Source organism: Magnetovibrio sp. PR-2 (assembly GCF_036689815.1).
Taxonomy (GTDB): domain Bacteria; phylum Pseudomonadota; class Alphaproteobacteria; order Rhodospirillales; family Magnetovibrionaceae; genus Magnetovibrio.
On record NZ_JBAHUR010000001.1, the window covers coordinates 301,106 to 325,094 of the forward strand.

At 56.2% G+C, this 23,989-nt stretch carries 26 protein-coding genes and 1 other RNA gene; 14 read left to right on the plus strand and 13 right to left on the minus strand.

Annotated elements, in window-relative coordinates; all coding sequences use genetic code 11:
* Positions 1 to 124 precede the first annotated feature (124 nt).
* The 6 genes from V5T82_RS01520 to V5T82_RS01545 all read left to right on the plus strand — a co-directional run bounded on the left by V5T82_RS01520 (position 125) and on the right by V5T82_RS01545 (position 4,816).
* Complete coding sequence (locus V5T82_RS01520; RefSeq protein WP_332893810.1) at positions 125 to 883, plus strand: 3-deoxy-manno-octulosonate cytidylyltransferase; 759 nt, start codon at positions 125 to 127, stop codon at positions 881 to 883.
* Between the two features lies 1 nt (position 884).
* Positions 885 to 1,733, plus strand: coding sequence for a prephenate dehydratase (locus V5T82_RS01525; protein WP_332893811.1), 849 nt, complete (start codon positions 885 to 887; stop codon positions 1,731 to 1,733).
* Between the two features lie 84 nt (positions 1,734 to 1,817).
* Positions 1,818 to 2,045, plus strand: coding sequence for a conjugal transfer protein TraD (locus tag V5T82_RS01530; RefSeq protein WP_332893812.1), 228 nt, complete (start codon positions 1,818 to 1,820; stop codon positions 2,043 to 2,045).
* 155 nt (positions 2,046 to 2,200) lie between these two features.
* A complete protein-coding gene (locus tag V5T82_RS01535; protein WP_332893813.1) occupies positions 2,201 to 2,767 on the plus strand; it encodes a hypothetical protein in 567 nt (188 codons plus the stop codon).
* 100 nt (positions 2,768 to 2,867) lie between these two features.
* An RNA gene (gene ffs, locus V5T82_RS01540) (signal recognition particle sRNA small type) lies at positions 2,868 to 2,965 on the plus strand.
* Positions 2,966 to 2,995: 30 nt separating this feature from the next.
* The gene (locus tag V5T82_RS01545) at positions 2,996 to 4,816 is read left to right on the plus strand and encodes a DNA polymerase III subunit gamma/tau (protein WP_332893814.1); all 1,821 of its coding nucleotides are present in this window, start codon (positions 2,996 to 2,998) and stop codon (positions 4,814 to 4,816) included.
* A gap of 3 nt (positions 4,817 to 4,819) precedes the next feature.
* Here V5T82_RS01545 and V5T82_RS01550 read toward each other — a convergent pair whose 3' ends face one another.
* The gene (locus V5T82_RS01550) at positions 4,820 to 5,104 is read right to left on the minus strand and encodes a hypothetical protein (protein WP_332893815.1); all 285 of its coding nucleotides are present in this window, start codon (positions 5,102 to 5,104) and stop codon (positions 4,820 to 4,822) included.
* 379 nt (positions 5,105 to 5,483) lie between these two features.
* On the opposite strand from V5T82_RS01550, the gene V5T82_RS01555 reads away from it, so the two are divergent.
* Positions 5,484 to 7,313: a SulP family inorganic anion transporter gene (locus V5T82_RS01555; protein WP_332893816.1), complete on the plus strand. Its 1,830-nt coding sequence runs from the start codon at positions 5,484 to 5,486 to the stop codon at positions 7,311 to 7,313.
* Here the strand turns inward: V5T82_RS01555 and V5T82_RS01560 are convergent.
* A complete protein-coding gene (locus tag V5T82_RS01560) occupies positions 7,266 to 8,105 on the minus strand; it encodes a 3'-5' exonuclease (RefSeq protein WP_332893817.1) in 840 nt (279 codons plus the stop codon). The genes V5T82_RS01555 and V5T82_RS01560 overlap by 48 nt on opposite strands.
* An 86-nt stretch (positions 8,106 to 8,191) precedes the next feature.
* On the opposite strand from V5T82_RS01560, the gene V5T82_RS01565 reads away from it, so the two are divergent.
* Positions 8,192 to 8,515, plus strand: a complete 324-nt coding sequence (locus V5T82_RS01565) for a YbaB/EbfC family nucleoid-associated protein (protein ID WP_332893818.1) — start codon at positions 8,192 to 8,194, stop codon at positions 8,513 to 8,515.
* A gap of 16 nt (positions 8,516 to 8,531) precedes the next feature.
* A complete protein-coding gene (gene recR, locus V5T82_RS01570; RefSeq protein ID WP_332893819.1) occupies positions 8,532 to 9,128 on the plus strand; it encodes a recombination mediator RecR in 597 nt (198 codons plus the stop codon).
* Positions 9,129 to 9,410: 282 nt separating this feature from the next.
* Here recR and V5T82_RS01575 read toward each other — a convergent pair whose 3' ends face one another.
* Together V5T82_RS01575 and V5T82_RS01580 are read right to left on the minus strand one after the other, a co-directional pair.
* Positions 9,411 to 9,875, minus strand: a complete 465-nt coding sequence (locus V5T82_RS01575) for a c-type cytochrome (RefSeq protein WP_332893820.1) — start codon at positions 9,873 to 9,875, stop codon at positions 9,411 to 9,413.
* 10 nt (positions 9,876 to 9,885) lie between these two features.
* A complete protein-coding gene (locus V5T82_RS01580; RefSeq protein ID WP_332893821.1) occupies positions 9,886 to 11,073 on the minus strand; it encodes a DNA recombination protein RmuC in 1,188 nt (395 codons plus the stop codon).
* A 143-nt stretch (positions 11,074 to 11,216) separates the two neighbouring features.
* Here V5T82_RS01580 and V5T82_RS01585 point away from each other — a divergent pair, with 143 nt between their 5' ends.
* On the plus strand, positions 11,217 to 11,765 hold the full coding sequence (locus V5T82_RS01585; RefSeq protein ID WP_332893822.1) for a DUF4405 domain-containing protein: 549 nt from the start codon (positions 11,217 to 11,219) through the stop codon (positions 11,763 to 11,765).
* Here the strand turns inward: V5T82_RS01585 and V5T82_RS01590 are convergent, their stop codons facing one another.
* Positions 11,766 to 13,301: an HD domain-containing phosphohydrolase gene (locus V5T82_RS01590; protein WP_332893823.1), complete on the minus strand. Its 1,536-nt coding sequence runs from the start codon at positions 13,299 to 13,301 to the stop codon at positions 11,766 to 11,768.
* 96 nt (positions 13,302 to 13,397) lie between these two features.
* Between V5T82_RS01590 and def the strand changes: the two genes are divergently transcribed.
* Both def and fmt read left to right on the plus strand, forming a co-directional pair.
* A complete protein-coding gene (gene def, locus V5T82_RS01595; RefSeq protein ID WP_332893824.1) occupies positions 13,398 to 13,919 on the plus strand; it encodes a peptide deformylase in 522 nt (173 codons plus the stop codon).
* A gap of 25 nt (positions 13,920 to 13,944) precedes the next feature.
* The gene (gene fmt, locus V5T82_RS01600; RefSeq protein WP_332893825.1) at positions 13,945 to 14,844 is read left to right on the plus strand and encodes a methionyl-tRNA formyltransferase; all 900 of its coding nucleotides are present in this window, start codon (positions 13,945 to 13,947) and stop codon (positions 14,842 to 14,844) included.
* Here fmt and V5T82_RS01605 read toward each other — a convergent pair.
* The 3 genes from V5T82_RS01605 to V5T82_RS01615 all read right to left on the minus strand — a co-directional run bounded on the left by V5T82_RS01605 (position 14,841) and on the right by V5T82_RS01615 (position 17,359).
* Positions 14,841 to 15,641, minus strand: coding sequence for a substrate-binding periplasmic protein (locus V5T82_RS01605; protein ID WP_332893826.1), 801 nt, complete (start codon positions 15,639 to 15,641; stop codon positions 14,841 to 14,843). The two genes, fmt and V5T82_RS01605, sit on opposite strands and share 4 nt — an antisense overlap.
* Before the next feature lie 99 nt (positions 15,642 to 15,740).
* A complete protein-coding gene (locus V5T82_RS01610) occupies positions 15,741 to 16,130 on the minus strand; it encodes a bacteriohemerythrin (RefSeq protein WP_332893827.1) in 390 nt (129 codons plus the stop codon).
* A gap of 86 nt (positions 16,131 to 16,216) precedes the next feature.
* The gene (locus tag V5T82_RS01615; protein WP_332893828.1) at positions 16,217 to 17,359 is read right to left on the minus strand and encodes a hypothetical protein; all 1,143 of its coding nucleotides are present in this window, start codon (positions 17,357 to 17,359) and stop codon (positions 16,217 to 16,219) included.
* A 180-nt stretch (positions 17,360 to 17,539) separates the two neighbouring features.
* Between V5T82_RS01615 and truA the strand changes: the two genes are divergently transcribed.
* Positions 17,540 to 18,298 (plus strand): tRNA pseudouridine(38-40) synthase TruA, encoded by a 759-nt coding sequence (gene truA / locus V5T82_RS01620; protein WP_332893829.1) that lies wholly within the window; start codon positions 17,540 to 17,542, stop codon positions 18,296 to 18,298.
* A gap of 2 nt (positions 18,299 to 18,300) precedes the next feature.
* Here the strand turns inward: truA and V5T82_RS01625 are convergent, their stop codons facing one another.
* On the minus strand, positions 18,301 to 19,785 hold the full coding sequence (locus V5T82_RS01625) for a methyl-accepting chemotaxis protein (protein WP_332893830.1): 1,485 nt from the start codon (positions 19,783 to 19,785) through the stop codon (positions 18,301 to 18,303).
* A gap of 268 nt (positions 19,786 to 20,053) precedes the next feature.
* Between V5T82_RS01625 and V5T82_RS01630 the strand changes: the two genes are divergently transcribed.
* Positions 20,054 to 20,407 carry a hypothetical protein gene (locus V5T82_RS01630; RefSeq protein ID WP_332893831.1) on the plus strand — a complete coding sequence of 118 codons (354 nt, stop codon included), beginning with the start codon at positions 20,054 to 20,056 and terminating at the stop codon, positions 20,405 to 20,407.
* A 5-nt stretch (positions 20,408 to 20,412) separates the two neighbouring features.
* Here the strand turns inward: V5T82_RS01630 and V5T82_RS01635 are convergent, their stop codons facing one another.
* The 4 genes from V5T82_RS01635 to V5T82_RS01650 all read right to left on the minus strand — a co-directional run bounded on the left by V5T82_RS01635 (position 20,413) and on the right by V5T82_RS01650 (position 23,840).
* Positions 20,413 to 20,979: a hypothetical protein gene (locus V5T82_RS01635; RefSeq protein WP_332893832.1), complete on the minus strand. Its 567-nt coding sequence runs from the start codon at positions 20,977 to 20,979 to the stop codon at positions 20,413 to 20,415.
* Positions 20,979 to 22,136: a succinyl-diaminopimelate desuccinylase gene (gene dapE, locus V5T82_RS01640; RefSeq protein ID WP_332893833.1), complete on the minus strand. Its 1,158-nt coding sequence runs from the start codon at positions 22,134 to 22,136 to the stop codon at positions 20,979 to 20,981. The genes V5T82_RS01635 and dapE overlap by 1 nt, the downstream gene beginning before the upstream one ends.
* Positions 22,137 to 22,155: 19 nt before the next feature.
* Positions 22,156 to 23,004, minus strand: a complete 849-nt coding sequence (gene dapD, locus V5T82_RS01645; RefSeq protein WP_332893834.1) for a 2,3,4,5-tetrahydropyridine-2,6-dicarboxylate N-succinyltransferase — start codon at positions 23,002 to 23,004, stop codon at positions 22,156 to 22,158.
* Between the two features lie 110 nt (positions 23,005 to 23,114).
* Positions 23,115 to 23,840, minus strand: coding sequence for a pyrimidine 5'-nucleotidase (locus V5T82_RS01650; RefSeq protein WP_332893835.1), 726 nt, complete (start codon positions 23,838 to 23,840; stop codon positions 23,115 to 23,117).
* Positions 23,841 to 23,989 lie beyond the last annotated feature (149 nt).

Here is a 23,989-nt window from a genome sequence, read left to right on the forward strand (position 1 = left end):
CTTTGCAGACCATACACGTGCGACCTTCCCCCCGCAACGATCAAAGCCTTATAAAGCAAGGTCTTGAACCATCATCGGGGATGTGGTCTTTAAGACGTCAAACCCTATCCTTTGAGGCCTGAACATGAGCTTAACCCAGCTTAATCCCCCCCTGAGACCAATCGTCATCATTCCCGCCCGCATGGCGTCCATGCGCTTGCCCGGCAAGCCGCTGGCCGATATCGCCGGGCTGCCGATGATTGTGCAGGTCCTCAAACGTGCCGAAGAAGCCGACATCGGCCCGGTCGTGGTGGCGTGCGCGGAGCCTGAGATTAAAGAGGCCGTGGAACAGGCGGGCGGCCAAGCGGTGCTGACCGATCCGGGTCACCCGTCCGGCTCCGACCGCATCTTCGAAGCGTTGCAATCGGTCGATCCCAAAGGCGAGTATGACGCCATCGTCAATTTGCAAGGCGACCTTCCGGTCTTGGACCCGGAAGTGGTTCAGGCAGCGGTCAAGCCCTTGGCGGATCCGGATGTGGATATTGCCACCTTGGTGGCTGAGATCGTTGACGAGGACGAAAAAACTAACCCCAACGTGGTCAAGGCCGTGGTGGGTTTCAAAGACGCAGAAGATGTGGGCCGGGCGCTGTATTTTTCCCGTGCGACCACGCCGTCCGGCGACGGCCCGCTGTATCACCACATTGGGATTTATGCGTATCGCCGCGCCGCGCTGGAACGGTTTGTTTCACTCTCGCCCGGTGTGTTGGAACAGCGCGAGCGGTTGGAACAACTGCGCGCGCTCGAAAGCGGTATGCGCATTGACGCCGCGCGCGTTGACACGGTTCCCTTCGGCGTTGATACTCCAGAAGATTTAGACCGCGCCCGCGCGATTTTGGGAGCTTAACATGCCAAACAACACCATAGCCTTTCAGGGTGAACCCGGCGCCAATTCCGATATGGCGTGCCGCGAGGTTTTTCCCGAAATGGACACCTTGGCGTGCTACAGCTTCGAAGACGCGTTTGCCGCCGTGCACGACGGACGGGCGCGTCTGGCGATGATTCCCATCGACAATTCAGTCGCAGGGCGCGTGGCGGATATTCACCATCTGTTGCCGGGCTCCAACCTGCACATCATCGGCGAGCACTTCCAACGCATCGATCACCACCTGTTGGCCATCAAAGGCGCAAAGATCGAAGATCTTAAAGAAGTGCACAGCCACGTGCATGCGCTGAACCAATGTCGCGGCATCATTAAAGAACTGGGCCTCACCCCAACGGTGCACGCCGACACGGCCGGGGCTGCGCACATGATCAGTCAACAATCCGACCCGTCCAAAGGTGCCATTGCGTCGAAACTGGCGGGAGAGATTTACGATCTGGAAGACCTGCGCGCCAATATTGAAGACGCTGAACACAACACCACTCGTTTCTTGATCATGGCGGGCGCGCCGCAAACCCAGCCCTTGGGCGAAGGCATCGTGATGACCAGCTTTGTGTTTCGGGTGCAAAGCATCCCCGCGGCCCTTTACAAGGCGTTGGGTGGGTTCGCGACCAACGGGGTCAACATGACCAAGTTGGAAAGCTACATCATCGACGGCAGCTTCCAAGCGGCGCAATTTTATGCGGAAGTTGAAGGCCATCCGGACGAAAAGCCCATGCAATTGGCGTTTGACGAACTGAAACATTTCACCAGCTCGCTGAAAATCATGGGCACGTATCCGGCGTCAAGTTATCGTGCCAACGTGGCGGCTTAGGCCTCTTGCCTAAACTTGCCCGATCAATGCATAATTGTGTAACTTAATAAGCGCGTTGTACGCGACATCAGTGGGATAGAAGACATGCTCAAACGCTCTAGCGAAAAATTGGGGTTCCAAGGTAAGGCCCCCGCCGCCGATCCGACCAGGCTCTTGCGGATGACCGGCTTTAACAATCTCGATGATGCCACGTTGTTGGGTGCGCTTTTGGATATGAAGGCGCATATGCTTCAAGACGGCAATATGGAAGACCTGCACAACAAAGGCTGTGAAGCGCTGCGTTTGATTGCGGCGCGCAAAGGCAGCTCTTAAATATTTATAATCATTCAAATTATTTTGTCCGTGTGAGTTATCCACATATCGCGCGGCAATTGTGAATTATGGTTAACAAATTCGCACCTTTGTGTTGGATGGTTCCGCGACATTTGGTAATGTGCGATTCGCGCCTAACGAATGTGGGGTACTCTGTGCTTTCGAACCAAAAAACCTTGGCCTCAACTGTATTGAGCCGAACCGCCCGCCGCTTTGCGGTTTTGGGCGCGGTTTTGGGTGCCTCCACGTTGCTTTCAGGCTGCATGACGTACATGACACAATCGGTTGGTGCGCCGATGCAAAGCTGTTTGAGCGACCGTGAAGATGTCGTGGCGGAAGCCGACTGGGACAATGCGACCACGTTGGACGCCAAGTTCGTGAACGGCGAGCTGCGCCCAATGGTTCTGTATGTCGAAACCAACCGTCCGTATATCCTGCGTGTGCGCAACCTGGACCGCGAAAATCACAGCATTTGGGCTCCGGATTTTTTGAAACAAGGCGTGGCGCTCGACACCATTCAGATGGACGACAAGACCCCTGCCGGTGCCTGTGTGAACGGTGTGCGCGTGATGGCGCGTTCCACCGTGACGTTCCGCTTCGTTCCGGTGTGGGAAGGGCGCTATGAAGTTGCCAACAGCCGCTTCCCCATGATCCCGCCTGCTCAGCTCACCGATGGGGTGTTTCACATCATTGAACCGCGCGTCGGTCAGTCTCTGAATTGATCCGTGTTTGGGCGGTTATCCCCAAGCTTTCTTATAACAAGTTCTAATTAAAGGCTTTGTTAGGCTTTGCAGTTGGCAGGCCCCTTGGTATACTCCGCGCGGGAGATCGGCGCGGACGAAGCCCTCGCCAACCCGGTCAGGTCCGGAAGGAAGCAGCCGTAACGAGTTTTTCTTCGGGTCGCTTGCTGGTCTCCCACCTCTTCATGTATCTGGAGCCGGATCCGCAACATGTCAGACGAACAGACAACAGGCGTTGCCGAGGCTTCAAGCGATGAATACCGGGTCTTAGCCCGCAAATACCGCCCCACAGATTTTAACACGTTGATCGGCCAAGAAGCTCTGGTGCGCACGCTCACCAATGCGATCCAAACGGGGCGCTTGGCGCACGCGTTCATGCTGACCGGTGTGCGCGGTGTGGGCAAAACCACCACGGCCAGGATCATTGCGCGCGCGCTCAACTGCATCGGCCCCGACGGTCAAGGGGGCGAGACCGCAGACCCGTGTGGTGTGTGCGAAAACTGCACCGCCATTGCCGAAGACCGCCACGTCGACGTGATGGAAATGGACGCGGCGTCGCGCACGGGCGTGGACGACATTCGCGAAATCATTGAAGGTGTTCGCTACAAACCGGTGTCGGCGCGCTACAAAGTCTACATCATTGACGAAGTCCACATGCTGTCCAAAAACGCGTTTAACGCGTTGCTCAAAACCTTGGAAGAGCCGCCGGAGCATGTGAAGTTCATCTTCGCTACCACCGAAATTCGCAAAGTCCCGGTGACGGTGCTGTCACGCTGTCAGCGCTTCGATTTGCGCCGCATCGATATGGAAACGTTGGCGAACCACTTCAAAGGCATCGTCGAAAAAGAAGGTGCCACGGTGACCGAAGGCGCGTTGAGCCTGATTGCGCGTGCCGCCGACGGCTCGGTCCGTGACGGCCTGTCTTTGTTGGATCAAGCCATTGCGCACACCGCCGGTGAAGTCGGCGAAGACCAAGTGCGCGACATGTTGGGCTTGGCCGATCGCGCCCGCACGTTCGATCTTTTGGACACGGTGATGAAGGGCGATGCCCCGGGTGCGCTGGATCAACTTGCGTCTCAGTACGACAGCGGCGCCGACCCGGCCCAAGTGTTGGAAGACATGTTGGAACTGGTCCACTGGCTGACACGCATCAAAGTCACGCCCACCGCGGCCGAAGCCCCCGGCGTTCCGGAAATGGAGCGCACCCGGGGCCTGGAAATGTCGGGCGGCCTGACCATGGCGGCATTGACCCGCGCGTGGCAAATGTTGCTTAAAGGTTTGGGCGAAGTGCGCGCAGCGCCGAGCGCCTTGCAGGCGGCGGAAATGATTTTGGTGCGCTTGATGTATGGGTTGGAATTGCCGAGCCCGGCGGATGCGCTAAAACAATTGAAAAACGCGCCCCCTGCTTCTCAGGCACCGAGTCCCGGACCCGGTGGTGGTGGCGCGCCTGCGCCAGGTGGAGCGAGCACGTCTGCCCAAAGTTCGCAATCCATGCCCAGCGGTGCCACCCACGGCCCGACCATGAGCGCCAATGCAAACACGGGCCCAGCTGTGAACGCCCAAACCCAACCCCAGCCCCTCAGCGTGTCGGAGCTGGAGCTGCCCAACCCGCAGACCTATGACCAAGTGGTGGACTTGGCGGAAAAGGTGGGCGAGATGATCTTGCACGCCAACCTGATTTCCAACCTGCACTTGGTGAGTTTTCAACCGGGCAAAATCGAATACCGCCCCGCCGACCATGCGCTGCCCGACTTGGCCCAGCGTTTGACCAAGATGCTGAACGATCACACGTCGAGCCGTTGGGTGGTGAGCATTTCACGCGCGCCGGGTGCACCGACCCTCACCCAACAACAAGACGCCGCCGTCGCTGCCGAAAAGGCCGAAGCCGCAGAGGATCCCTTGGTCCAAGCCGTTTTGGAAGCCTTCCCCGGCGCGGAAATTTCCAGCGTCGAAGATTTAAGCGCCGACATCCCGCCGCTTACTCGTCCGTTGGAGGACGAAGAGGTGGATGGGCCACTTGACGTAGACTGAGCTTCAACCTGAAGCTTTCGGCAGGGTCACCGTTTTTGATGCCTCCGTGTCGCCCAGTTTGGCGATGACTTTGACTTCGGTTCCTGCGGAGAACTCACCATTGAACTTCACGGACCACGATCCGTCCGAGTTTACTTTTGGGGACTTGTCTGCCGACATAGCGCCGGATTGAGTCTTATAATGGACCGTGAGGGTTTTGTCGGCCGTACCCGTGCCCTGGGCTTCAAGCCCAGTATAAATATCGGGTTGGCCGAGACCAGTGACGGATGTAACGGTGATGGAAGCCATATCTTTACCTTCTTTCTTTGTGCTGTTTGGAGTGTAGATATGACGAGCATTGGGCCGTTTTGTGATGAAGCATCCCTACGATTTCTGGTCCGGCTCTCTCCGCCGATTGCCTATGCGTTTTGAACATATCTGCATTGCACTTGTGGGCTGGACGTTTTTGAGCTTGAGGACTATACAGGGGCCAGACAACAGCAAGGTGCCTAAAGATTTTTCCGCAGCACCCCCCAATGTCTTACTGAGACCAACAAAACCAATAATTTGACGTCGCGAGCTCTTTTGCGGCGGTGGTTCTCGTCTTCGCTCGACTGTGTCGGTTGCGAACCCGTCTGCTAACCGCGCTTTTCAGCTTGCGTCGACTGAGACGTAGAAGCTGCACGCCATGAACAAAGCCTTATTCAACGCCATTCCGTGGCAATCCTTCACCCCATTTATGAAGTGGGGTCCGCAAGTCACCCGTGAAGATGTTAAGTTCGACCTGATTGCAGGTTTAACGGGCGCGTTGGTGATGCTGCCCCAAGGTGTGGCCTTTGCCGTGATTGCGGGTATGCCGCCGCAGTATGGCCTTTATGCCGGTATGATTCCGGCGATTTTGGCGGCTTTGTTCGGCTCGTCCAAGCACTTGGTTTCCGGGCCCACCACAGCAGCGTCCATCGTGTTGTTTTCAGCCCTTTCGGTTTATGCCGAACCCGGCACCGAACAGTATGTGGCGCTGGCGCTGACCCTCACGTTTATGGTCGGCATCTTTGAGTTGGCCTTGGGCCTCGCCCGCATGGGTGCGTTGGTGAACTTCATTTCGCACTCGGTCATCGTTGGGTTTACGGCGGGTGCGGCGTGTTTGATTGCGGCCAAGCAGTTGAAAAACTTTTTTGGTGTCGAAATGCCGTCCGGCGGACACCTGCATGACATTTTGTTCGCGTTTTATGAGCAGATCGGAAACATCAATTTTTATGTTACGGGCGTGGCCTTGGCGACGGTGCTGTCGGGGGTTTTGACCAAAAAGTATTTCCCGAAAATTCCGTATTTGATTGTGTCCATGTTGTTTGGCTCCGCCATCGGTGTGTTCTTAAACTTCCGTTTGGGCCAAGACGTGACGGGCATCACCACCATCGGAGCGTTGCCTGCGTCCTTGCCGCCCTTGTCGGCCCCGGATCTCAACATTGAAAACATCAAAAACTTAGCCCCCACCGCTGTGGCCGTGACGTTGTTTGCCTTGACCGAAGCCGCCAGCATCGGGCGCTCCTTGGCCGCGCGCGGCGGTTACCGCATTCAGGGCAGCCAAGAATTTATCGGCCAAGGTTTGTCGAACTTGTTTGGCAGTTTCTTTTCCGGCTATGTCGCCACCGGCTCGTTCAACCGTTCGGGTCTGAACTACGAAGCCGGTGCACGCACGCCGCTGGCCGCGATTTTTGGCGGTCTCATGTTGATGGCCGTGGTGCTGTTTGTGGCCCCCTGGGCGCAGTACCTGCCCAAGGCGGTGATGGCGGGCTTGTTGTTCATCGTCGCATGGGGCTTGATCGACTTCAAACAGATCAAGCACATCTTGGTCGCGTCGGGGCGCGAAAGTGCGGTGTTGTTGGTGACGTTTTTCTCGGCTTTGTTCTTGGAGTTGGAGCTTGCCATCTTCGCCGGGGTGCTTTTGTCCTTGTTGATGTATTTGGAGCGGGTCTCCAAACCTACCATTCGCCGCCAAGCGCCGGACAATAGCCTCGCCAAGCGCGTGTTCCGGGCCGACCCCAGCTTGCCGGAATGCCCCCAGGTGCGCATGGCGCAAATTGACGGCTCGATATTCTTCGGCAATGTGACGCGGGTGGAAGACACGTTTGATCTCTACCGCACCAGCTCACCGGACCAAAAGCACTTGGCGATCATCGCCCAAGCCATCCGCTTTGTGGATTTGCAAGGCGGCGAAGCGTTCGTGGACGAAGCGCGCAAACGCGCGGAAATGGGCGGTGGGCTTTACATCATCAACGCGCAGTTGCCACTGTGGGATGTGATGGAAAAATTCGGCTGCTTGGACGACATTGACGAAAACCATTTCTTCCAAGGCAAAACCGCAGCTATTCACGCGATTTATCAAAAGCTGGATAAATCCATCTGTGCCGAATGCCCGAACCGTATTTTCTTGGAATGCCAACAGGAATTCGAAGGCACAAAAATCGGTTCAGCCCAGCAAGAACTGATTACCCGAAACTTCGCCCCAATGCGCTAGGAATTCGCCCAAGTGCGGGCGGTCTTTTTGTTCAGCTTCGATGAGTGAGATCACATCCGCGACAGCGCGGTTGTAGCCCTCTTTGTTCATTTGGCCGCGCGTCAGTTGATAGCGCAGATAGACCAGGTAAGTGTTTAAGACATCCGTTTCGCAATAATCGCGGATTTCGTCCACGCGCCCTTCGTCATACATGGGCGCAACTTTGGAGCCGTCTACGCCGAACTTGCCGGGAAAGCCCAAGACGGAGCAGACTTCGTTGAGTTTGAGGCCCCTGGACGCCGCGCCAAAATCCGTCAGAGCTTCTTGCAAATCACAATGCCAGTCCAATGCGTAGCGAGAGGTGTAATTGTCCCACTTGTTGGTGGTGTCGTGAAACACACCTGCGGTGATGCCGCAGACCATGGCGCGGTGGCGCAGCACGGGCAGGTCGAACCCGCGTCCGTTATAACTCACCAAACGCGGGCGCTTGCGGTCGATGAACTGGTAAAAGCCGCCGACCAGGTCGTGCTCGGGGCTGTCTGCGCCGCCGCCGGAGCGGATTTCTTTGAGGTAATAGTTCTCATAACGCCCATCGCGCTCGATCTCGGCGGATAAGAAGCTTACGGCGACGACTTTGTGAAAGGGCTGGCGCGGGAAGGCGTTTTTGCCTCCCGTGGCGTCGAGGTGGTATTGCTCCAGCGCTTCGCGGCGCTCGGCCACGTCTGGGCCAATGTCGCGGTCCACCAGATTGGGCACGCAATCGGTGTCGGGCACAGTTTCAATATCGAAGACGAACAAGCTTTGGTGTTGCATGAGGGAGATGGTATACACTGGCTGAGACAGATTCCAGGCCTCTTGCGCGGCCTTCTGTGGATAACGCGATTTACGGTGGAGAGACCATGAAAAACCTCGGTGCGATGATGAAGCAGGCTCAACAAATGCAGAGCCGCATGACCGAACTGCAAGAAGAAATGGAACACTTTGTCGCCGAAGGACAATCGGGCGGTGGGATGATCACGGTTCGCTTGAACGGCAAGTTCGATATCCAAGGGATCTCCATCGATCCGTCCATGATTGACCCCGAAGACCCTGAATTGCTGGCCGATTTGGTCACCGCTGCGTTCAACGACGCAAAAGCCAAAATCGACGCCTTCAAGCAAGAAAAGATGCAGGAAATGACCGGCGGTCTGCCCTTGCCGCCGGGTTTCAAACTGCCGTTCTGATCCAAAGGACACGTCCATGTCCGGACCCGGTTCCATTGATGCGTTAATCGGCCTTTTGGCGAAACTGCCGGGGTTGGGGCCGCGTTCGGCCCGGCGCGCGGCGTTGCATCTGATCAAACGGCGCGAATCGTTGATGGAGCCCTTGGCCCGTGCCTTGTCGGAAACGGCGGACAGTGTGAAAACCTGTTCGGTGTGCGGCAACATTGACACCATTGATCCCTGCACCATTTGCACCGGCCCCAAACGCGACCGCAGCCAGATTTGTGTTGTGGAGGAAATCGGCGATTTGTGGGCGATGGAACGCGTGGTGGGCTTTCAGGGGCTTTATCACGTCTTGGGCGGCACGCTTTCCGCGCTCGACGGTGTCGGCCCGGAAGACCTGCGCGTTGGCCAATTGATCGAACGCGCCAAACACGAAGGTGTGACGGAAGTCATCTTGGCCACCAATGCGACCGTAGACGGGCAAACCACTGCGCACTACATCGCGGAACGTCTCGACGGGGCAAATGTGCGCGTGTCCGGACTTGCCCATGGTGTGCCCGTGGGCGGAGAGCTGGACTACCTGGACGAAGGCACGCTTTCCACGGCCTTGAAGGCCAGAAAACCGGTCTGATCTGCTAAACTATCGGTAGTGAGTTTTTCTCAGTTAGGCTTTATAGGCGATTATTGTTTTGCGTACATGCATTTTTGTGGTACAACCATAGATGGATGTGGCGCATGCTGCATCCCCGTTCCCTCAACTTTCTCCCATTCCGGGGGGTCTGGGAAAAGTTGAACCTTGAACGCCTTCCACCTCAACACCCCTCCGGAAGGTGTTCTGCCCATGACCGCGTCACCCCATGCCCGGGGGTGGCGCGGTCGCTTTTTGGGCGTAGCGTGTGGGAAATTGGAGGATTTAGTCGATGCCGCTGGCGTTTTGTACGGCCCGCACGAACGACACGATGTTGTCGATTTGCGGCTCAGTGATGCCTTTGGTCGGGGGCATTTCCCCAAAGCGCCAGTTTTTTTCGCGTTTTCCATCGCGCAGCGCTTTTTTGAAAACGTAGTCGGGGAAGACGTTTTCGCGATACATGGGGTGAATAAGCGGCTGTCCTTTGCGTGACCCGCCAGAGCCATCCGCGCCATGGCAGTCCTGACAGAGTTTGGCAAAGTCCGCCCGACCCGCCTGTTGCAGAGGGGTCAGTTCGGGCACGACCACATTGGCTTTGATCGAGATCTTTTCTTTACCCCACATGGAATACGTGGTCAGCACCACCAAGACTGCCATCATCAAGAGCATCCACTTCCACGGAGAACCCTGACGGGGGGCCTCGGGATGCAGGCCTTCGGTGTCGGTTGGTTGAGGTTCGGGCGCGCTCATGTGTGGGTCCTTACGTGGTGAACAGATCGGATTCTGAGATGAAGTTTTCTATGCTGTCGTCGCGGTCTTCAATTTCAGGCTTGGCCGTATTGCGGTTGGCCGCCGTTTGTTTGGCGGGGGTGGGGGGCTGGAGCTCTTCGGCCGACGTTTCTTCACCCAGTTGAATGCGATCGACGCGGTCGATATCACCTTTGATGCGCGTGGATGAGGTTTCGATGTCGCCAATGGTTTTGTTTGCGGTATCAAAGTTTTTGCGCAGCTTCAAGACACGCTCATCCATCAGCTCCACATTGCGCATCAGTTTGCGCACTTCGTTTTGAATAAGCCCCGCTTGTTCGCGCATCTGGGCGTCTTTCAAAACGGCGCGCACGGTGTTGAGCGTCGCCATCATGGTGGTGGGCGACACGATCCACACCCGCGCGCGATAAGATTTTTCAACCACATCGGGGAGAGATGCATGCAGCTCGGCATAGACGGCTTCGCTTGGCAAAAACATCAACGCACTTTCCGCCGTTTCGCCGGGCACGATGTATTTGTCCGCAATGTCTTTGACGTGCTTCAAGATGTCGGTGCCAAAGGCGGACAGGGCGCGCTTGCGGTCTTCATCAGTTTCCGCGTTTTTTAAAGCCAAGAAACTTTCAAGGGGAAACTTGGAATCGATGACGATGGGTCCCGGCGGGTTGGGCAGTTTCAACAAACAGTCCGCGCGCTTTTTGTTGGAGAGTGTCGCTTGAAATTCATAAGCCGACGGGGGCAAAACATCGGTGACCAAATCGTTCAGCTGAATTTCACCAAACGCACCGCGGGTTTGTTTGTTGGACAGGATGTCTTGCAGACCAACCATTTGATCGGAAAGTTCGTTCAAGTTTTTTTGTGCCGCATCGATCACCGCCAAACGTTCGTGGACTTGTTTGATGACATCGCCGGTGCGTTGGCTGTGTTCGGTGAGCCCGTCGCCTAGGCGCTTGTTGACGCTGTCCAAACGGTCTTCCAACGTGCGCGACAGACCGGTCTGGGTTTCGCCCATGGCTTGGAGCCGTCCGGTGAGCTCGGCTTGATGCAAAACGATGCGGTCGAACAAATCGGCGTGTTGGCTGTTGCGCTTGGACGAGACCATGGCCCACACCACACCCAAAGCCACCACCAGGCAGCCCACAGCGATCAAGAGATTGGTGTCGATGACAATTTGCGAATCCATAGCCAAACAGTGCCTGATCCGGCTTCGAAAGTCCAATGTGCACGTTACGTTCTGTTACATAAAACAGCTGTCTGAGACATACACCAGATACATGGGTCGCTTACCATCTTTCAAATCACATGATTTGTCAGAGGACCTTCCCCATGAACACCCAAGCCCCAACCCTGTCGCCATCGTCAGCCAACACAGGCTGGCTCTATGCCCTTCAATACAAACACGCCACCGTTTTGACCGCGATCACCTTCGTGATTGTCGGGGTGACGGGGGTGATGGTCTTTTTTCATTTGGGCACCCAATATGTGATGGGCATGCATGAATGGCTGGGTCTTGTTATGGTCGCGGCTGCCGCTCTGCATATGACGCGCCACATGAAGGCGCTCGGCAAACAGTTGCAAAAACCGCGCGCACGGGTGTGGTTGGCAACGGGTGCTTTGGTCACGGCTGTGTTTGTCGGCAGTGCCTTGTTGGCCCCCAGTGGCGGCAATCCGATGAAGGCCTATGCGCATAAATCTATAGACGCCTCCGTGAGTGCTATTGGCGCCGTGTTGAACGTGTCGGATAGCGACGTCCAAGCCCGCCTGGAAGCTGCGGGTCTGGACGCCAATGATTTGAACATGTCCGTGAATGATGTGGCTGCATTTAACCACGTGGAAGCGCCCGCCGTTTTGGCCGCCGTCATGGGGCCGCGCTAACTACTCGGCGGCTTGGGCGTGGTCAGTAAACTGGGCGGCGATGTCTTGGAATTCGGCCTCCACCGCGTCCAAGGCGTCGACGATGTCGGGGTCGAAGTGCGCGCCCTTGCCGTCGCGGATAATGCCCATGGCTTTGTCGTGAGAAAACGCCGGCTTGTAGACCCGCTTGGAAATCAGCGCGTCATACACGTCAGCGACGGCCATCAAGCGGCCGGACATGGGGATACCGTCGCCCTTCAAGCCGTTGGGATAGCCCGATCCATCCCACTTTTCGTGGTGTGTCACGGCAATTTCGCGGGCATAGCGCAAAAACGAGTTTGAGCCCAGTTCGTTTTCGGCGACCGCCAAAGCGTCCGCGCCCAACTGGGCATGGGTTTTCATGATCTCAAATTCTTCATCCGTGTGCTTGCCGGGTTTGAGCAAAATACTGTCGGGAATGCCCACTTTACCGACGTCATGCAGCGGTGCGGATTTGTACAACAGATCAATGCTTTCGTCGTCCAGTTGGTCTTTGAAGCGGGGATGGTCTTTGAGCTGCACCGCCAAGGCGCGCACGTAGCGCTGGGTGCGCAAAATGTGCGCGCCGGTTTCGTTGTCGCGGGTCTCGGCCAAACTTGCCAGCGACAAAATGGTCACGTCGCGGGTGCGCGCAAGTTCTTGGGTGTGGTCCTTGATGCGGTCCACCATGGTGTTGGTGTGCTGCGCCATGACGCCGAACTCGTCATTGCTGGCAACGGGGATGCGGTTGTCGTAATCGCCCAAAGTCACACGGGTGAGCACGCTGGTCTGCTGATTGAGCAGGCCGTGCAGGTTGCGCGCATAGGACCGAATGATGTTGAGCGTATGGGGCAAAACCACGATCAGTACGAAGCCAAACTCTTTGAGAACGGAAATCTGTGCTTCTCTCAAACCCACGGCGTCGGCGTTGTGCACAATCCAATCTAAGTCCTTAACCACCAAAAGCATGAACACACCCACCAACACGGTGATGGAGACAGAGGCGAACAATGCCACTTTGCTGGTGAGCGGGAAGTAGTCGTCATCCACGTCGATGTCTTTGTGTTGCGCTTCAATTTCGGCGGCGACGTGGCGTTCGCGCTCTAGCGCTAAGTCGGAGGCTGCAAAAAAGCCCAATCCCGTGACGCCGAACAAAACCTTAAGTCCGCTTTCCAAAAACGGGAAGCCGTAAGCAAATTCATTGTAGGCCATGATCAAAATGGCGCTGGTGGCGAACAGGGCCAATTCCAGCCAAAACAGGCGGTTCACTTGGTATTTGAGCGGTGCGCTGTCCACCAAAGCCGCGACCAAAGGTTTGCGCACCATCAATTGGGCCGCGAGCACCGCGACGATGGGTAGAGCGACTTCTAAGGGTGTTAGGGATTCAATGAAGGGGCAGACCCGGATTCCATAAACGGGAATAACCACCATGGTGACGAGATAATGCAACAAGGCGCGCATACGATTGTCTTCAGCTCCCCGTGAACGGATCAATGGGCTTGAATTCAGGGCAGTCGTGCCCTTGGAGTCTGTGTGCATTATACGCCTCAAACGCTAAGATTTCTTGACCTTTTAAGGCTGGGGCCTTAAGTCCTTCTCGCACACACTATTCGTTTGAGCCCGAGGTTAAGTTACATGGCTATCTTGCCCATATTGGTCGCCCCCAATCCCGTCTTGAAAACAAAGGCCAAACCCGTCGAAGCGGTGGACGCCGAAATCCGTCAGCTGATGGACGATATGTTGGAAACCATGTACAGCGCGCGCGGCATCGGCTTGGCCGCCCCGCAAGTGGGCGTGTCCAAACGCGTGCTGGTAATGGACACCGCCAAGGAAGATGAAGACCCGCAGCCCATCTGCATGGCCAACCCCGAAATCGTCTGGGCGTCTGACGAAGAAGAGCTGCGCGAAGAAGGCTGTTTGTCCCTGCCCGAACAATACGCCGAAGTGGTGCGTCCCTTGGTCGTGCGGGTGCGCTATCTGGACAAAGAGGGCGAAATTCGCGAGCTGGAAGCAGATGAGATCATGGGCATTTGTGTGCAGCACGAAATGGACCACTTAGACGGCACATTGTTTGTGGATCACTTGTCGGGGCTGAAACGCAACATGATTTTGCGCAAGTTGCAAAAGGCGCGCAAAGGCAAACCGGCAACGGTCTAAAACGGAGCTGGGCGGGGAAGATAGCATGCGATTGATATTCATGGGCACGCCGGACTTTTCCGTTCCGGCCTTGGACGCTTTGTTGAACGCGGGCCACGACGTGGTGTGCGTTTACAGCCAACCGCCGCGCAAAGCGGGCCGGGGGCAAAAGCTCAAACCCACCCCTGTGCATGCGTTTGCTGAGAGCAAAGGCATTGACGTGCGCACCCCTGTGTCGCTCAAAGGTGAAGACGAACAGGCCGCGTTTGCAGCCCTTGAGGCCGATGCGGCGGTCGTTGTTGCGTATGGCCTGATTTTGCCCAAAGCGATTTTGGACGCGCCCAAGTTGGGGTGCTTCAACATCCATGCAAGCTTGCTGCCGCGTTGGCGTGGGGCTGCGCCGATCCAGCGCGCCATTGAAGCTGGCGACCCTGAAAGTGGCGTCACCATCATGCAGATGGACGAAGGCCTGGACACGGGTGACATGATGATGGTCGGCAAACTGGCGATAGACGAGACCACCAACGCGCAAATGCTGCACGATGCTTTATCGGCGATGGGTGCTCAGTTGATGGTTGAAACTTTGGCGACGCTGGACAGAATTAAGCCGACGCCGCAACCCGAAGACGGCGTGACCTATGCCAAAAAAATCGACAAGGCTGAAACCCGCATGGATTGGAGCCGACCTGCTGTTGAGCTCGACCGCCAAGTGCGCGCGTTGTATCCGCTGGCCTGGTTCGAACGCGACGGCCAGCGTGTGCGCGTGGGGAGGGCCGACGTGGTGGACGGCACAGGCGCACCCGGATCGGTGATCGGTGGTTTGTCGGTGGCGTGTGGCAAAGGGGCTTTGGAGCTCACCCACGTTCAGCCTGCCGGCAAAAGTGCCATGGACGCCGGTGCGTATCTGCGCGGTAAGCCGACCCAGGCTGGCGAGCTTCTGGATTAATCAGCGGCGGGCGAATGCTTGTGCACCTTAGAGGCCTGATTGAGCTTTTCAAAAAGATCTAAATGCAAAAATGTGCTGTAGGGACGCAGGGCTTCTTTGAAGGCAGAGCTCTCTTCAACATCGTGGATGCTCTCGGAAATTTCTTCGACCTTCAGCACAAACTGCGAATGTTTTGAAATCGCCAGATAGACCGGGCCTTGTCCCAGTGAGGGTTCAAGAAAGGACAGATTGCGCAGCACGCCACGTTCTCCGGCCCCCCACATCAGCATCAATTCCGGCCCGACGGCGTAATCCAAACGCTGATGAGCCACGCCCAAGGCCAGCTGGCCAAAGGTTGCCCGTTCTGCCAGGTCGAACTTTTGGGCCTGCAGGGCTTCGTCGAACGCTGGGGTGACACGGGCCCCGCGAATACGCCCGACGGTGAGACCGTTGATATCGTTTAATTCGACCGTTTGGCGCGGATCGCTCACATGCTTCGCCATCATCATATTAAAAAGAGCGATGGGGTTTTTGGGGTAGACCAAATAGGCTTCGCGGTCCGGGCTTTTGAGGGCTGGGATAATGGCGTCGATGTCACCGTTTTTGACCCGGCGGAAGGCGCGCGACCAGTTGTTGATTTCAAAGACGGGTTTGATGCCAAGGCGGTCCAAAGCCCGGGTAATTTTTTCGACCAAAATGCCCTTAGGGTTGGATTGATCGTCCAAAAACACATACGGCGGTGCGGATAAAGCGCCGATGACCATGGCTGGTTTGGCGGACTGGGCGCGAACAGAGACGCCCCACAATAGTAAGCTCATCGAAACGGCAAGGAGCAAGCCAATACGCATCACTTAGCCCTCCATCCATCGCACCATATGAGTGCCCAAGTCTGATTATAGCACAAGTATTGCGATTTATCAGCCGCGTGCTTTTTGGGCAGCGGTGTCGTTGTTGATGATGTGCGGGATCAAGCGGCGCTCCATCCACACCGACAGGGCCTGTCCGGCGAATTGAGACCCGGCTTCCTTTTCGGCCCAGATTTTGTTGAGCTCGTCCAACAGGCTTTTGTGCTGTTCGGTTTGCTCGTCCAACAAGGTGGAGCCAGTCTTCACATAAAAGGCTTCTTCATCAGCGAAGTGGGTCTGGGTGTATTTCATCAACAGATCGAAGGCTTGTTCCAAGATCGCGGTTTCTTTGCTTTGGTGAATGGCGTCGACGAACATGTTCGCCGCATCGAAGATCATGCGGTGCTGGGCGTCGATGGTGTCGTCGCCGGTCTTAAAGCTGTCGTCCCAGTTAAATTCCATAGGCAAAGTATAAGCGTATTTGCAAGGCGAAGGTAGGCGAAAACAAGTGCTTCATACGATAAAAGATGACTCGCCGAACGTTTCAATCAGAAGCGATCGGCATCGGGCACGTCCTCGCCGATGGTTGGCGTTTTCACACCACGCGCAGCGGCCGCGCGTTCTTCTTGGCCTTGCATATAAGTTTTGAATTTTGACGCGCGGGTGATGGTCGTGGGTTTTTTGTCTTGTGCGTCTTTGAGAATGCGGCGCACGTCGTCGATGCCTTGGCGCATTTCCAGCATGATGAATTCCGAACGCTTTACCGGCCCGCCGGTGTTGGGTTTGGGGAACAGTTCGTGCCACGCGCTCATTTTCACGGACAGCGCGCACAGCACCCCGCCGATGGTGGTGTGGTAGCTTTCGATCAGGGCTTCAACTTGACGGAATCGTTCGGCGGACACATCACTCCAGAAATCTTTGGTGGAACTGTCAAATTCATCGAACAAACGTTTCAAGTGCGCGCTCAGTCCTGTGAAGGTTTTTTCCAGCATGTCGCAGGTTTTCATCAGGTTTAGATCGTTTTTAAGCTCCCAGTTGGAGCGGATGGCGGACATGCTGTCGAGAAAGTTCCGTGTAATCGGCGCGGTGGTGTCGAGGGTGTTTTTGTAATACGCCAAAGACAGGAAGATATCGCCGTAGTCTTCCAAAAAGCGCGGCAGCTCCATCAAATCGATGTCGAGGCGCTTGGCCATCATGTCCAATTTTTCGCGCGCCATTTTGATGTCGGGATTGCGAAACAGGTTGAGCAAGTCGTCGAAGTCTTGAACGTTCACGTCGCCGCTGCCGTAAATTTCGCTGATCAGCGGGAAGGTAAAGTCCTTCATGTAACCGCCCAGCTCTTTGCTTTTTTCCGGCGACAGACGCAAAGCTGAAATGTCGTTCACGGGGATTTCTTGTTCGCGCAGCGCAACACGCAAGCTGTAGACGTCGTATGACGGCATGCGCGACAGTTTGCGCAGCATGGTGATGTCGGTGGGCGGGGCATTGAATTCTTCGCGCAGTTGGCGCGCGGCGGAGTCCACAGTCATCTGCCCGCTGCCAGCGTCTTCATCGCGAAACAGCTCAATCATGGAATGCAGCCGCGCGTTTTTGATCATGCGCGCGCGTTTCAGCGTCTTCGTTTCGAAGGGCACAATGCTCAATGGCATAATGTGCAGCGCATCGAGATCTTTTTGCAGGCTGTCCGACATTACGTTTCCTATACCGCCCCGGCCCCATATTGTTTGAGGTTTTTCGGATGACCGGGGGGCCGACAAGTGAAGCACAGTGGTGTTTTACGCCTGTTTGGTGTGCTTAGCAATATAAAGGCCATATTTGATAAAATACGGTTATCGAATGACATTTAAAAAATCTCGCTCTAAAAAGGCGTCATGGTTCGATATCGTTTAACAGTTGAATACGATGGCGGTCCCTATGTGGGCTGGCAACGCCAAGACAATGGTTTGGGCGTGCAACAAGTCGTGGAAGAAGCTATTCCCAAATTCGCCCACGAAAGCGCCCATGTGCAGTGTTCGGGGCGCACGGATGCGGGCGTGCACAGCTATGGCCAAGTGGCGCACTTCGATTTGGAGCGTGACGACCTGAGTGCGGACGCCGTGCAAGGTGCGCTGAATTATCATATGAAGCCGCACCCGGTGGCGATTGTGGCGTGCGAAATTGTCGATGAAGATTTCCATGCGCGCTTCAGTGCGACAGAGCGTGAATACCTCTATCGCATCTTGAACCGCCGCGCGCGCCCGGCGGTTGAGGAGGGGCACGTTTGGTGGGTGCCCACGCCGCTCGATGCTCAAGCCATGCACGAAGCCGCCCAGGTCTTGGTCGGGCGTCACGACTTCACCACCTTTCGCGCCACCATGTGCCAGGCGGACAGTCCGTTGAAGACCCTGGACGAACTTTCGGTTACGCGGGCTGCGGGGGACGAAATTCACATCAAAGCCCGCGCCCGGTCATTTTTGCACCACCAAGTGCGCAACATGGTCGGCACCTTGCGCGAGGTCGGTCGCGGCAGATGGACGTCCGTAGATGTCAAACGGGCGCTGGAGGCCAAAGACCGCTCCGCCGGAGGCCAAACGGCTCCGGCGGACGGGTTATACTTCGTGCGTGTTGGGTTTGAGCCTCGGGAAAGCTAGCTCTACGCTTTATAGCCCATACGAAAGCCGCCCCAGTGTTGGCCGTTGACGGTGATGGGGGCTGAGCAGTCCTTCATCACAGCCGTGACCCCGCCGCCCATGTCGCGCTTGTAGGTTTTCAGCAAGAACGGCTTGGTGGCGTTTTGACCGGCGCCCAGACCCGTGGGGTCGTTGAACACACGGCGGTTGCGGCAATTGGCCATATTCCACACCGGATCGTCCGACGGCGGTTTGGAATATTGGGCGTTGTGGGTCGGCAAATAACCGTTGCGGTCCACCGCAGCACAGAACGTCACCTTGGGGTCGAGCTTTAGCAACGGCTCTTGCACCGGGGGCAAGATGCTGTCGGTCAAGTTCACCATTTTACCCATGACCTGTTGCGGCTCCACGCCCGGGATGGGGACGTAGTTTTCGTCGAACAGGTCTTGCATGGTGATTTGGCCACCCCGCACCGCGTCTTCGAACAACGCTCCGATTTGTTTGGCGGTATCGCGAACAGCGGTGATGAACGGCGTGTCTTCAATTTCGATGCCTTCCTCGACCACCTGTTCGATCAGATCTTCGCTGAGCTCCAACAGTTGCGACACGTGGCCGTTGGCGGTGTCCAAGCGTCTGCTTTCTTCAATCACGTCTTCGGAGAAACTGCCCAGGCTTTCGGACACATGTGTGCAGACGTTGATGTTGGTTTGGGACGATTCGTGAATGTTGCCCACGTGGGTTTTCAGCAAATCGAAGATGGTCTGCAGATCGTCCATAGCGTTAGCGATTTTGATCGTATCGTTGTTGGCTTGATCGGCCTTGTCGATACTGTCGGAGCTATCGCGTGACAACATGTCGATTTGGGTGCGCAGCTCGGCCACGGTTTCTGTGATGTCCGTGGTCGCATCGCTGGTTTGTTTCGATAGGTTCTTCACTTCACCAGCAACAACGGCAAAACCTTTGCCCGCCGCACCAGCGCGTGCGGCTTCGATGGTTGCGTTCAAGGCCAACAGGTTGGTCTGCTTGGCGATGGCTTCGATGTTCGCCGCCACGCCCGAAACGCGTTCCAAGGCATGGGTCAGCGCATCCAAGCGGCTGGAGATGCCCGAGACCGATTCGATCAAGCTTTTGATGGAAATCGTGCTGTCTTGCACCGTGCGGGTGGTGTCCGCCGTGCTATCGGTTGCTTCGTTGGCGATGTTGTTCGCCGTTGTCGCCAGCTCGCCAATTTGTGAGTTTGAGGTGTGCAGTTCACCCATTTCGTCGCGCAATTGGTTGAGATGATCGGTTTTGCCGCTGACAGCATTGGTGATTTCGTCGAGATCGAGCGATATTTCGGCAAGCTCGCCCCATACGCCTGCGATTTGGCGCGCGGCCATGGTGCCGAACACATCACCTTGTTCGGTCATGGCGTCGAGTTCTGCTTGGTCTAGTGAATCGTCAGTTGGTGTAGATTCGTTGTCTACGGCCAGCTCTAAGTGGTCGGCCTTCAGCTCCACACTGGTCATGGGTAGCCCCTCCCTTAAGGGTGTGTTCTGTTCATTATTGTGTGGACACGCACAACCAGACCGTGGTCTGGCGCTTGCCCACAATTCTTTTTACTCCTACCCACCCCGATGATAGCGGGATTGCTTGTTGGGAAACAACCCACAAAATCGTATTGCGCAACGTTTTTCATTCACATGAATGTACAGTAAATCATTGGCATACCTCATTAATTATGTGAGGAACGCATGTGTGTTGGCAGGGCCCGCAATCCATGCTTATTATTGGGCCATGACCGATGATAAGACCTTGATGACATTGAAAACCAAGCCCTCGGCGGAGCCTGTGGCCGAAGCTGCAGCACCTGACGGCAGCCCTTCCGCAGCTCTCCCAGAAAAAGAGTTGCCGCTTTTGGGGCTATTTGCTGTGGGCTTTGGGGTGTTAAGCGTTCTGCCGTTTGTTCCCGGCGGTTTTATTTTTGCGCCGCTGTCTTTAATTTTGGGACTGATTGCCGTGTTTGCGGGTCACATCGGCCTCGGCCTGACGTCGCTGCTTTTGGCCATGGTGGGGATTGTGACCTCACCTGTGTTGATGAGCATCATCGGCGCAGCCGCGTTTTTGAGCTGGCTGGGCGGTCTTTTTTGAGCCTCTTACATTAAGGTCCCGGCAAAACCTTGGATGATGAAATACATAAACCAATCCAAGATCACCACGCCGACGGCCGCCAATCCCCCTAAGTTGAGCGTATAGCGCGCAACGAACCAGCCGACCGTAAAGGCGTAGACCAATGCGGCGGCCAACATAAACGACAGCACACCACCTTCCACCAATCCCAAAGACACGGACAATTGCACGGGGATTAAAACCACCGACACGATCAAAGCGGTCCAGTTCGATGCAATGACAAAGCGCAAAAAGCGGTGTTGTTTGCCAATCCATCCGGTGATGAAAAACATGGCCAAAGGAAACGCGAACCAGACCATGGCGTAGGCAATGACTTCGACGCTGTAAAAGCGTATGGGATCAAGCTCTGCCCCATGCTCATTGAACTGCAGCACCATGTCCAAAAGGTGCAGCGGGAACACCAGGGCGGCGACCCAATACGAGTTCCAAAAACTGTCGACTGTGGCACTGAAAAAATAACGGCCTTGCGCGTCGAGCTTGGCCAGACGCCAAGCGCCGGCAATGGAGAGAACGGCTTCGCGCGCACTGAGCATTACGATTGCCCCGCAAAAAAGCCTTTGATCATCTCGTAATATATGTCGGTGAGCTTCAAGATGTCGGCGGTGGCGATGTGCTCGTCGACCTTGTGGGCGGTTTGGTTGAGCAAGCCAAACTCAGCGACTGCACAATGATCTTTGATAAAGCGCGCATCCGATGTGCCGCCCGAGGTGCTGAGCTCTGGTGTGAGCCCGGTGATTTTGGTGGCGGCGGCACTCATGACGTCTGACAGTTTTCCCGGCGGGGTTAAAAAGCTTTCGCCGCTGGCGCGCATCTCAATGTCGAAGTTATCGCCCGCCCCGTCCAAACGGCGCTGGATTTCCGCCTTTAGGCTGTCGGGCGTGTACGTGTCATTGAAGCGCACGTTGAACTGGGCCTTGGCGGTATTGGGAATGATGTTGACCGCCTCATTGCCAATGTCGATGGAGGTCACTTCCAAGTTTGACGGCTGGAAGTGTTCTGTTCCGGTGTCCAAGGGCGCGTCAATTAAGGCGTTCAACAGTTTCACCAGCTTCGGCGCGGGGTTGTCGGCGTGCTGCGGATAGGCCACGTGGCCTTGGGATCCGTTTTGAACGATCCAGCCGTTGAGCGATCCGCGCCGCCCGATTTTGATGGTCTCACCCACCACAGTGGTGTTGGACGGCTCGCCCACGATGCAGGCATCGATGGTTTCGCCATTTTGCACCATCCAGTCCAAAACCTTGACGGTGCCATTGATGGCCGGGCCTTCTTCGTCGCCTGTGATCAGGTAAGAAATCGAGCCCGCAAAGCCGTCGACCTTTTCGTCCAAAAACTCTGCTGTGGCAGATACAAAGCAAGCTATGGCCGTCTTCATATCCACCGCGCCGCGCCCATAGAGCACACCGTCGTGGATTTCGGCCCCAAACGGGGGATAGGTCCATGCGGCCTCGTCGCCGACGGGCACCACGTCCGTGTGTCCTGCAAAACACAGGTTCGGGCCGTCCGTGCCTAAACGGGCATAAAGATTGTCTACGTCGGGTGTGTCGGTGTCGGAATAGGCCAAGCGGTGACAGACGAAGCCCAAAGGTTTCAACGCACCCTCCAACACCTCCAACGCGCCTGCATTTTCAGGCGTGACGGAGGGGCGCTGGATCAGCGCTTGGGTGAGTTCGATGGGATCGATCTGTGCCACCTCAAGGGCGCTCCTGAACTTAGTCGCGCAGCAACTCGTTGATGCCGGTTTTGGCGCGGGTTTTTTCGTCCACGCGTTTGACGATCACGGCGCAGTACAGGTTCGGCGCAGGCTCGCCCGTGGGCATGGTGCGGTGGCTGGGCATGGAGCCCGCAACCACGACTGAGTAGCTCGGCACGCGACCATAGAAAATTTCGCCGGTTTCGCGATCCACAACTTTGGTGGAGGCGGAGATGTAAACACCCATGCCCAGCACAGAACCTTCTTCGACGATGACGCCTTCGGCCACTTCGGCGCGTGCACCGATGAAGCAGTTGTCTTCAATGATGGTCGGGTTGGCTTGCAGGGGTTCGAGAACGCCACCGATACCGGCACCGCCGGACAGGTGCACGTCTTTGCCGATTTGGGCGCAAGAGCCCACCGTGGCCCAGCCGTCAACCATGGTGCCGCTGTCCACATAGGCGCCTAAGTTCACGAAGCTTGGCATCAGCACGACGCCGGGCGCAATGTAAGCGCCGCGGCGCGCGACACAGTTGGGAACGGCGCGGATGCCCGCTTCGCGGAACCGTGCGTCGTCCCAGCCTTTGAATTTGCTGTCCACTTTGTCGAACCAGTGCGCGCCGCCGGGGCCGTTTTCGATCAAGCCCATGTCGTTCAAGCGGAACGACAACAGAACGGCTTTTTTCAGCCATTGGTTCACTTTCCAATCGCCAACGGAAACGCGTTCGGCCACACGGGCTTTGCCGCTGTCCAGCAGTTCCATGGATTGTTCAACGGCTTCGCGTACTTCGCCCTGGGTGTCCAGGCCGACGTTGTCGCGGTCATCCCAGGCGGTGTTGATGGTGTTTTCCAAATCGGTGTAGCTCATGATTGCTCACTCTATATTTTGCACAAAAATATGGGGGGGAAGGTCTGGTGCAACATAAGGTGTGGGAACTGGCCTGTAAAGCCGCCCAAGGCCTTAATTTGAATCCGGTTTTACAGGCTTTCCAGCCAACCCACCAGATCGTCGGTTTCAATGTCCACGTGGTCGCCTTCGGGGTCTTCTTTACAGATGTCGCATTCGGTCACCGGGCGCACCCAGACCGTGGTCATGCCCAGGGCGCGCGCGGGCTTTAAATTGCGCGCGATGTCTTCGACCATGACGGCTTGGGTGGGGTCGAAATCGAAACGTCCCACCAGGCGGTCATAGACTTCGGGTTCCGGTTTGGGCACGAAATCGGCGTCTTTGATGTCAAACACACCGTCGAAATGGTCCGTTATCCCCAACCGGGTTAGAACACGCTCAGCATGTGCGAGATCGGCATTGGTGAAAATGAGTTTGCGTCCAGGCAATGTTTTCAGCACCGCGTCCAGCGCTGGATTGGGCGGAATGGCGGTGATGTCGATGTCGTGCACAAAGTTCAAATAGGGCTTTGGATCCATCTTGTAATTGACCATCATGCCGCGAAGTGTGGTGCCATATTCACGGAAGTAGCTTTTTTGCACCCGGTAGGCTTCGTCTTCGTCAACGTCTAAGAATTTCGACAAATATTGACGCATACGCACGTCGATTTGTTCGAACAGACCGTGCACGCCGTGATAGAGCGTGTTGTCCAGGTCAAAAACCCAGGTCGGGGTGTGGCGCAAATTGCTTGCGCCGGGAAGGGAGGGCGTGTCGTCAGTCATGGAGCGCATTAGACGCTGAGCCAATACAACACGCAAGGCCTTTTCCCTTGAATAAGTTCATAAGTATGTACATCTCGTATTAGGCTAGACTGCGTAGGGATTCGTATGATCTGATATGCTAATGTGTAGCAATCATTGTGCCTTTCGATCTAAACTTAAAGGCAAGAAAAACTAGCCTTGGGGAC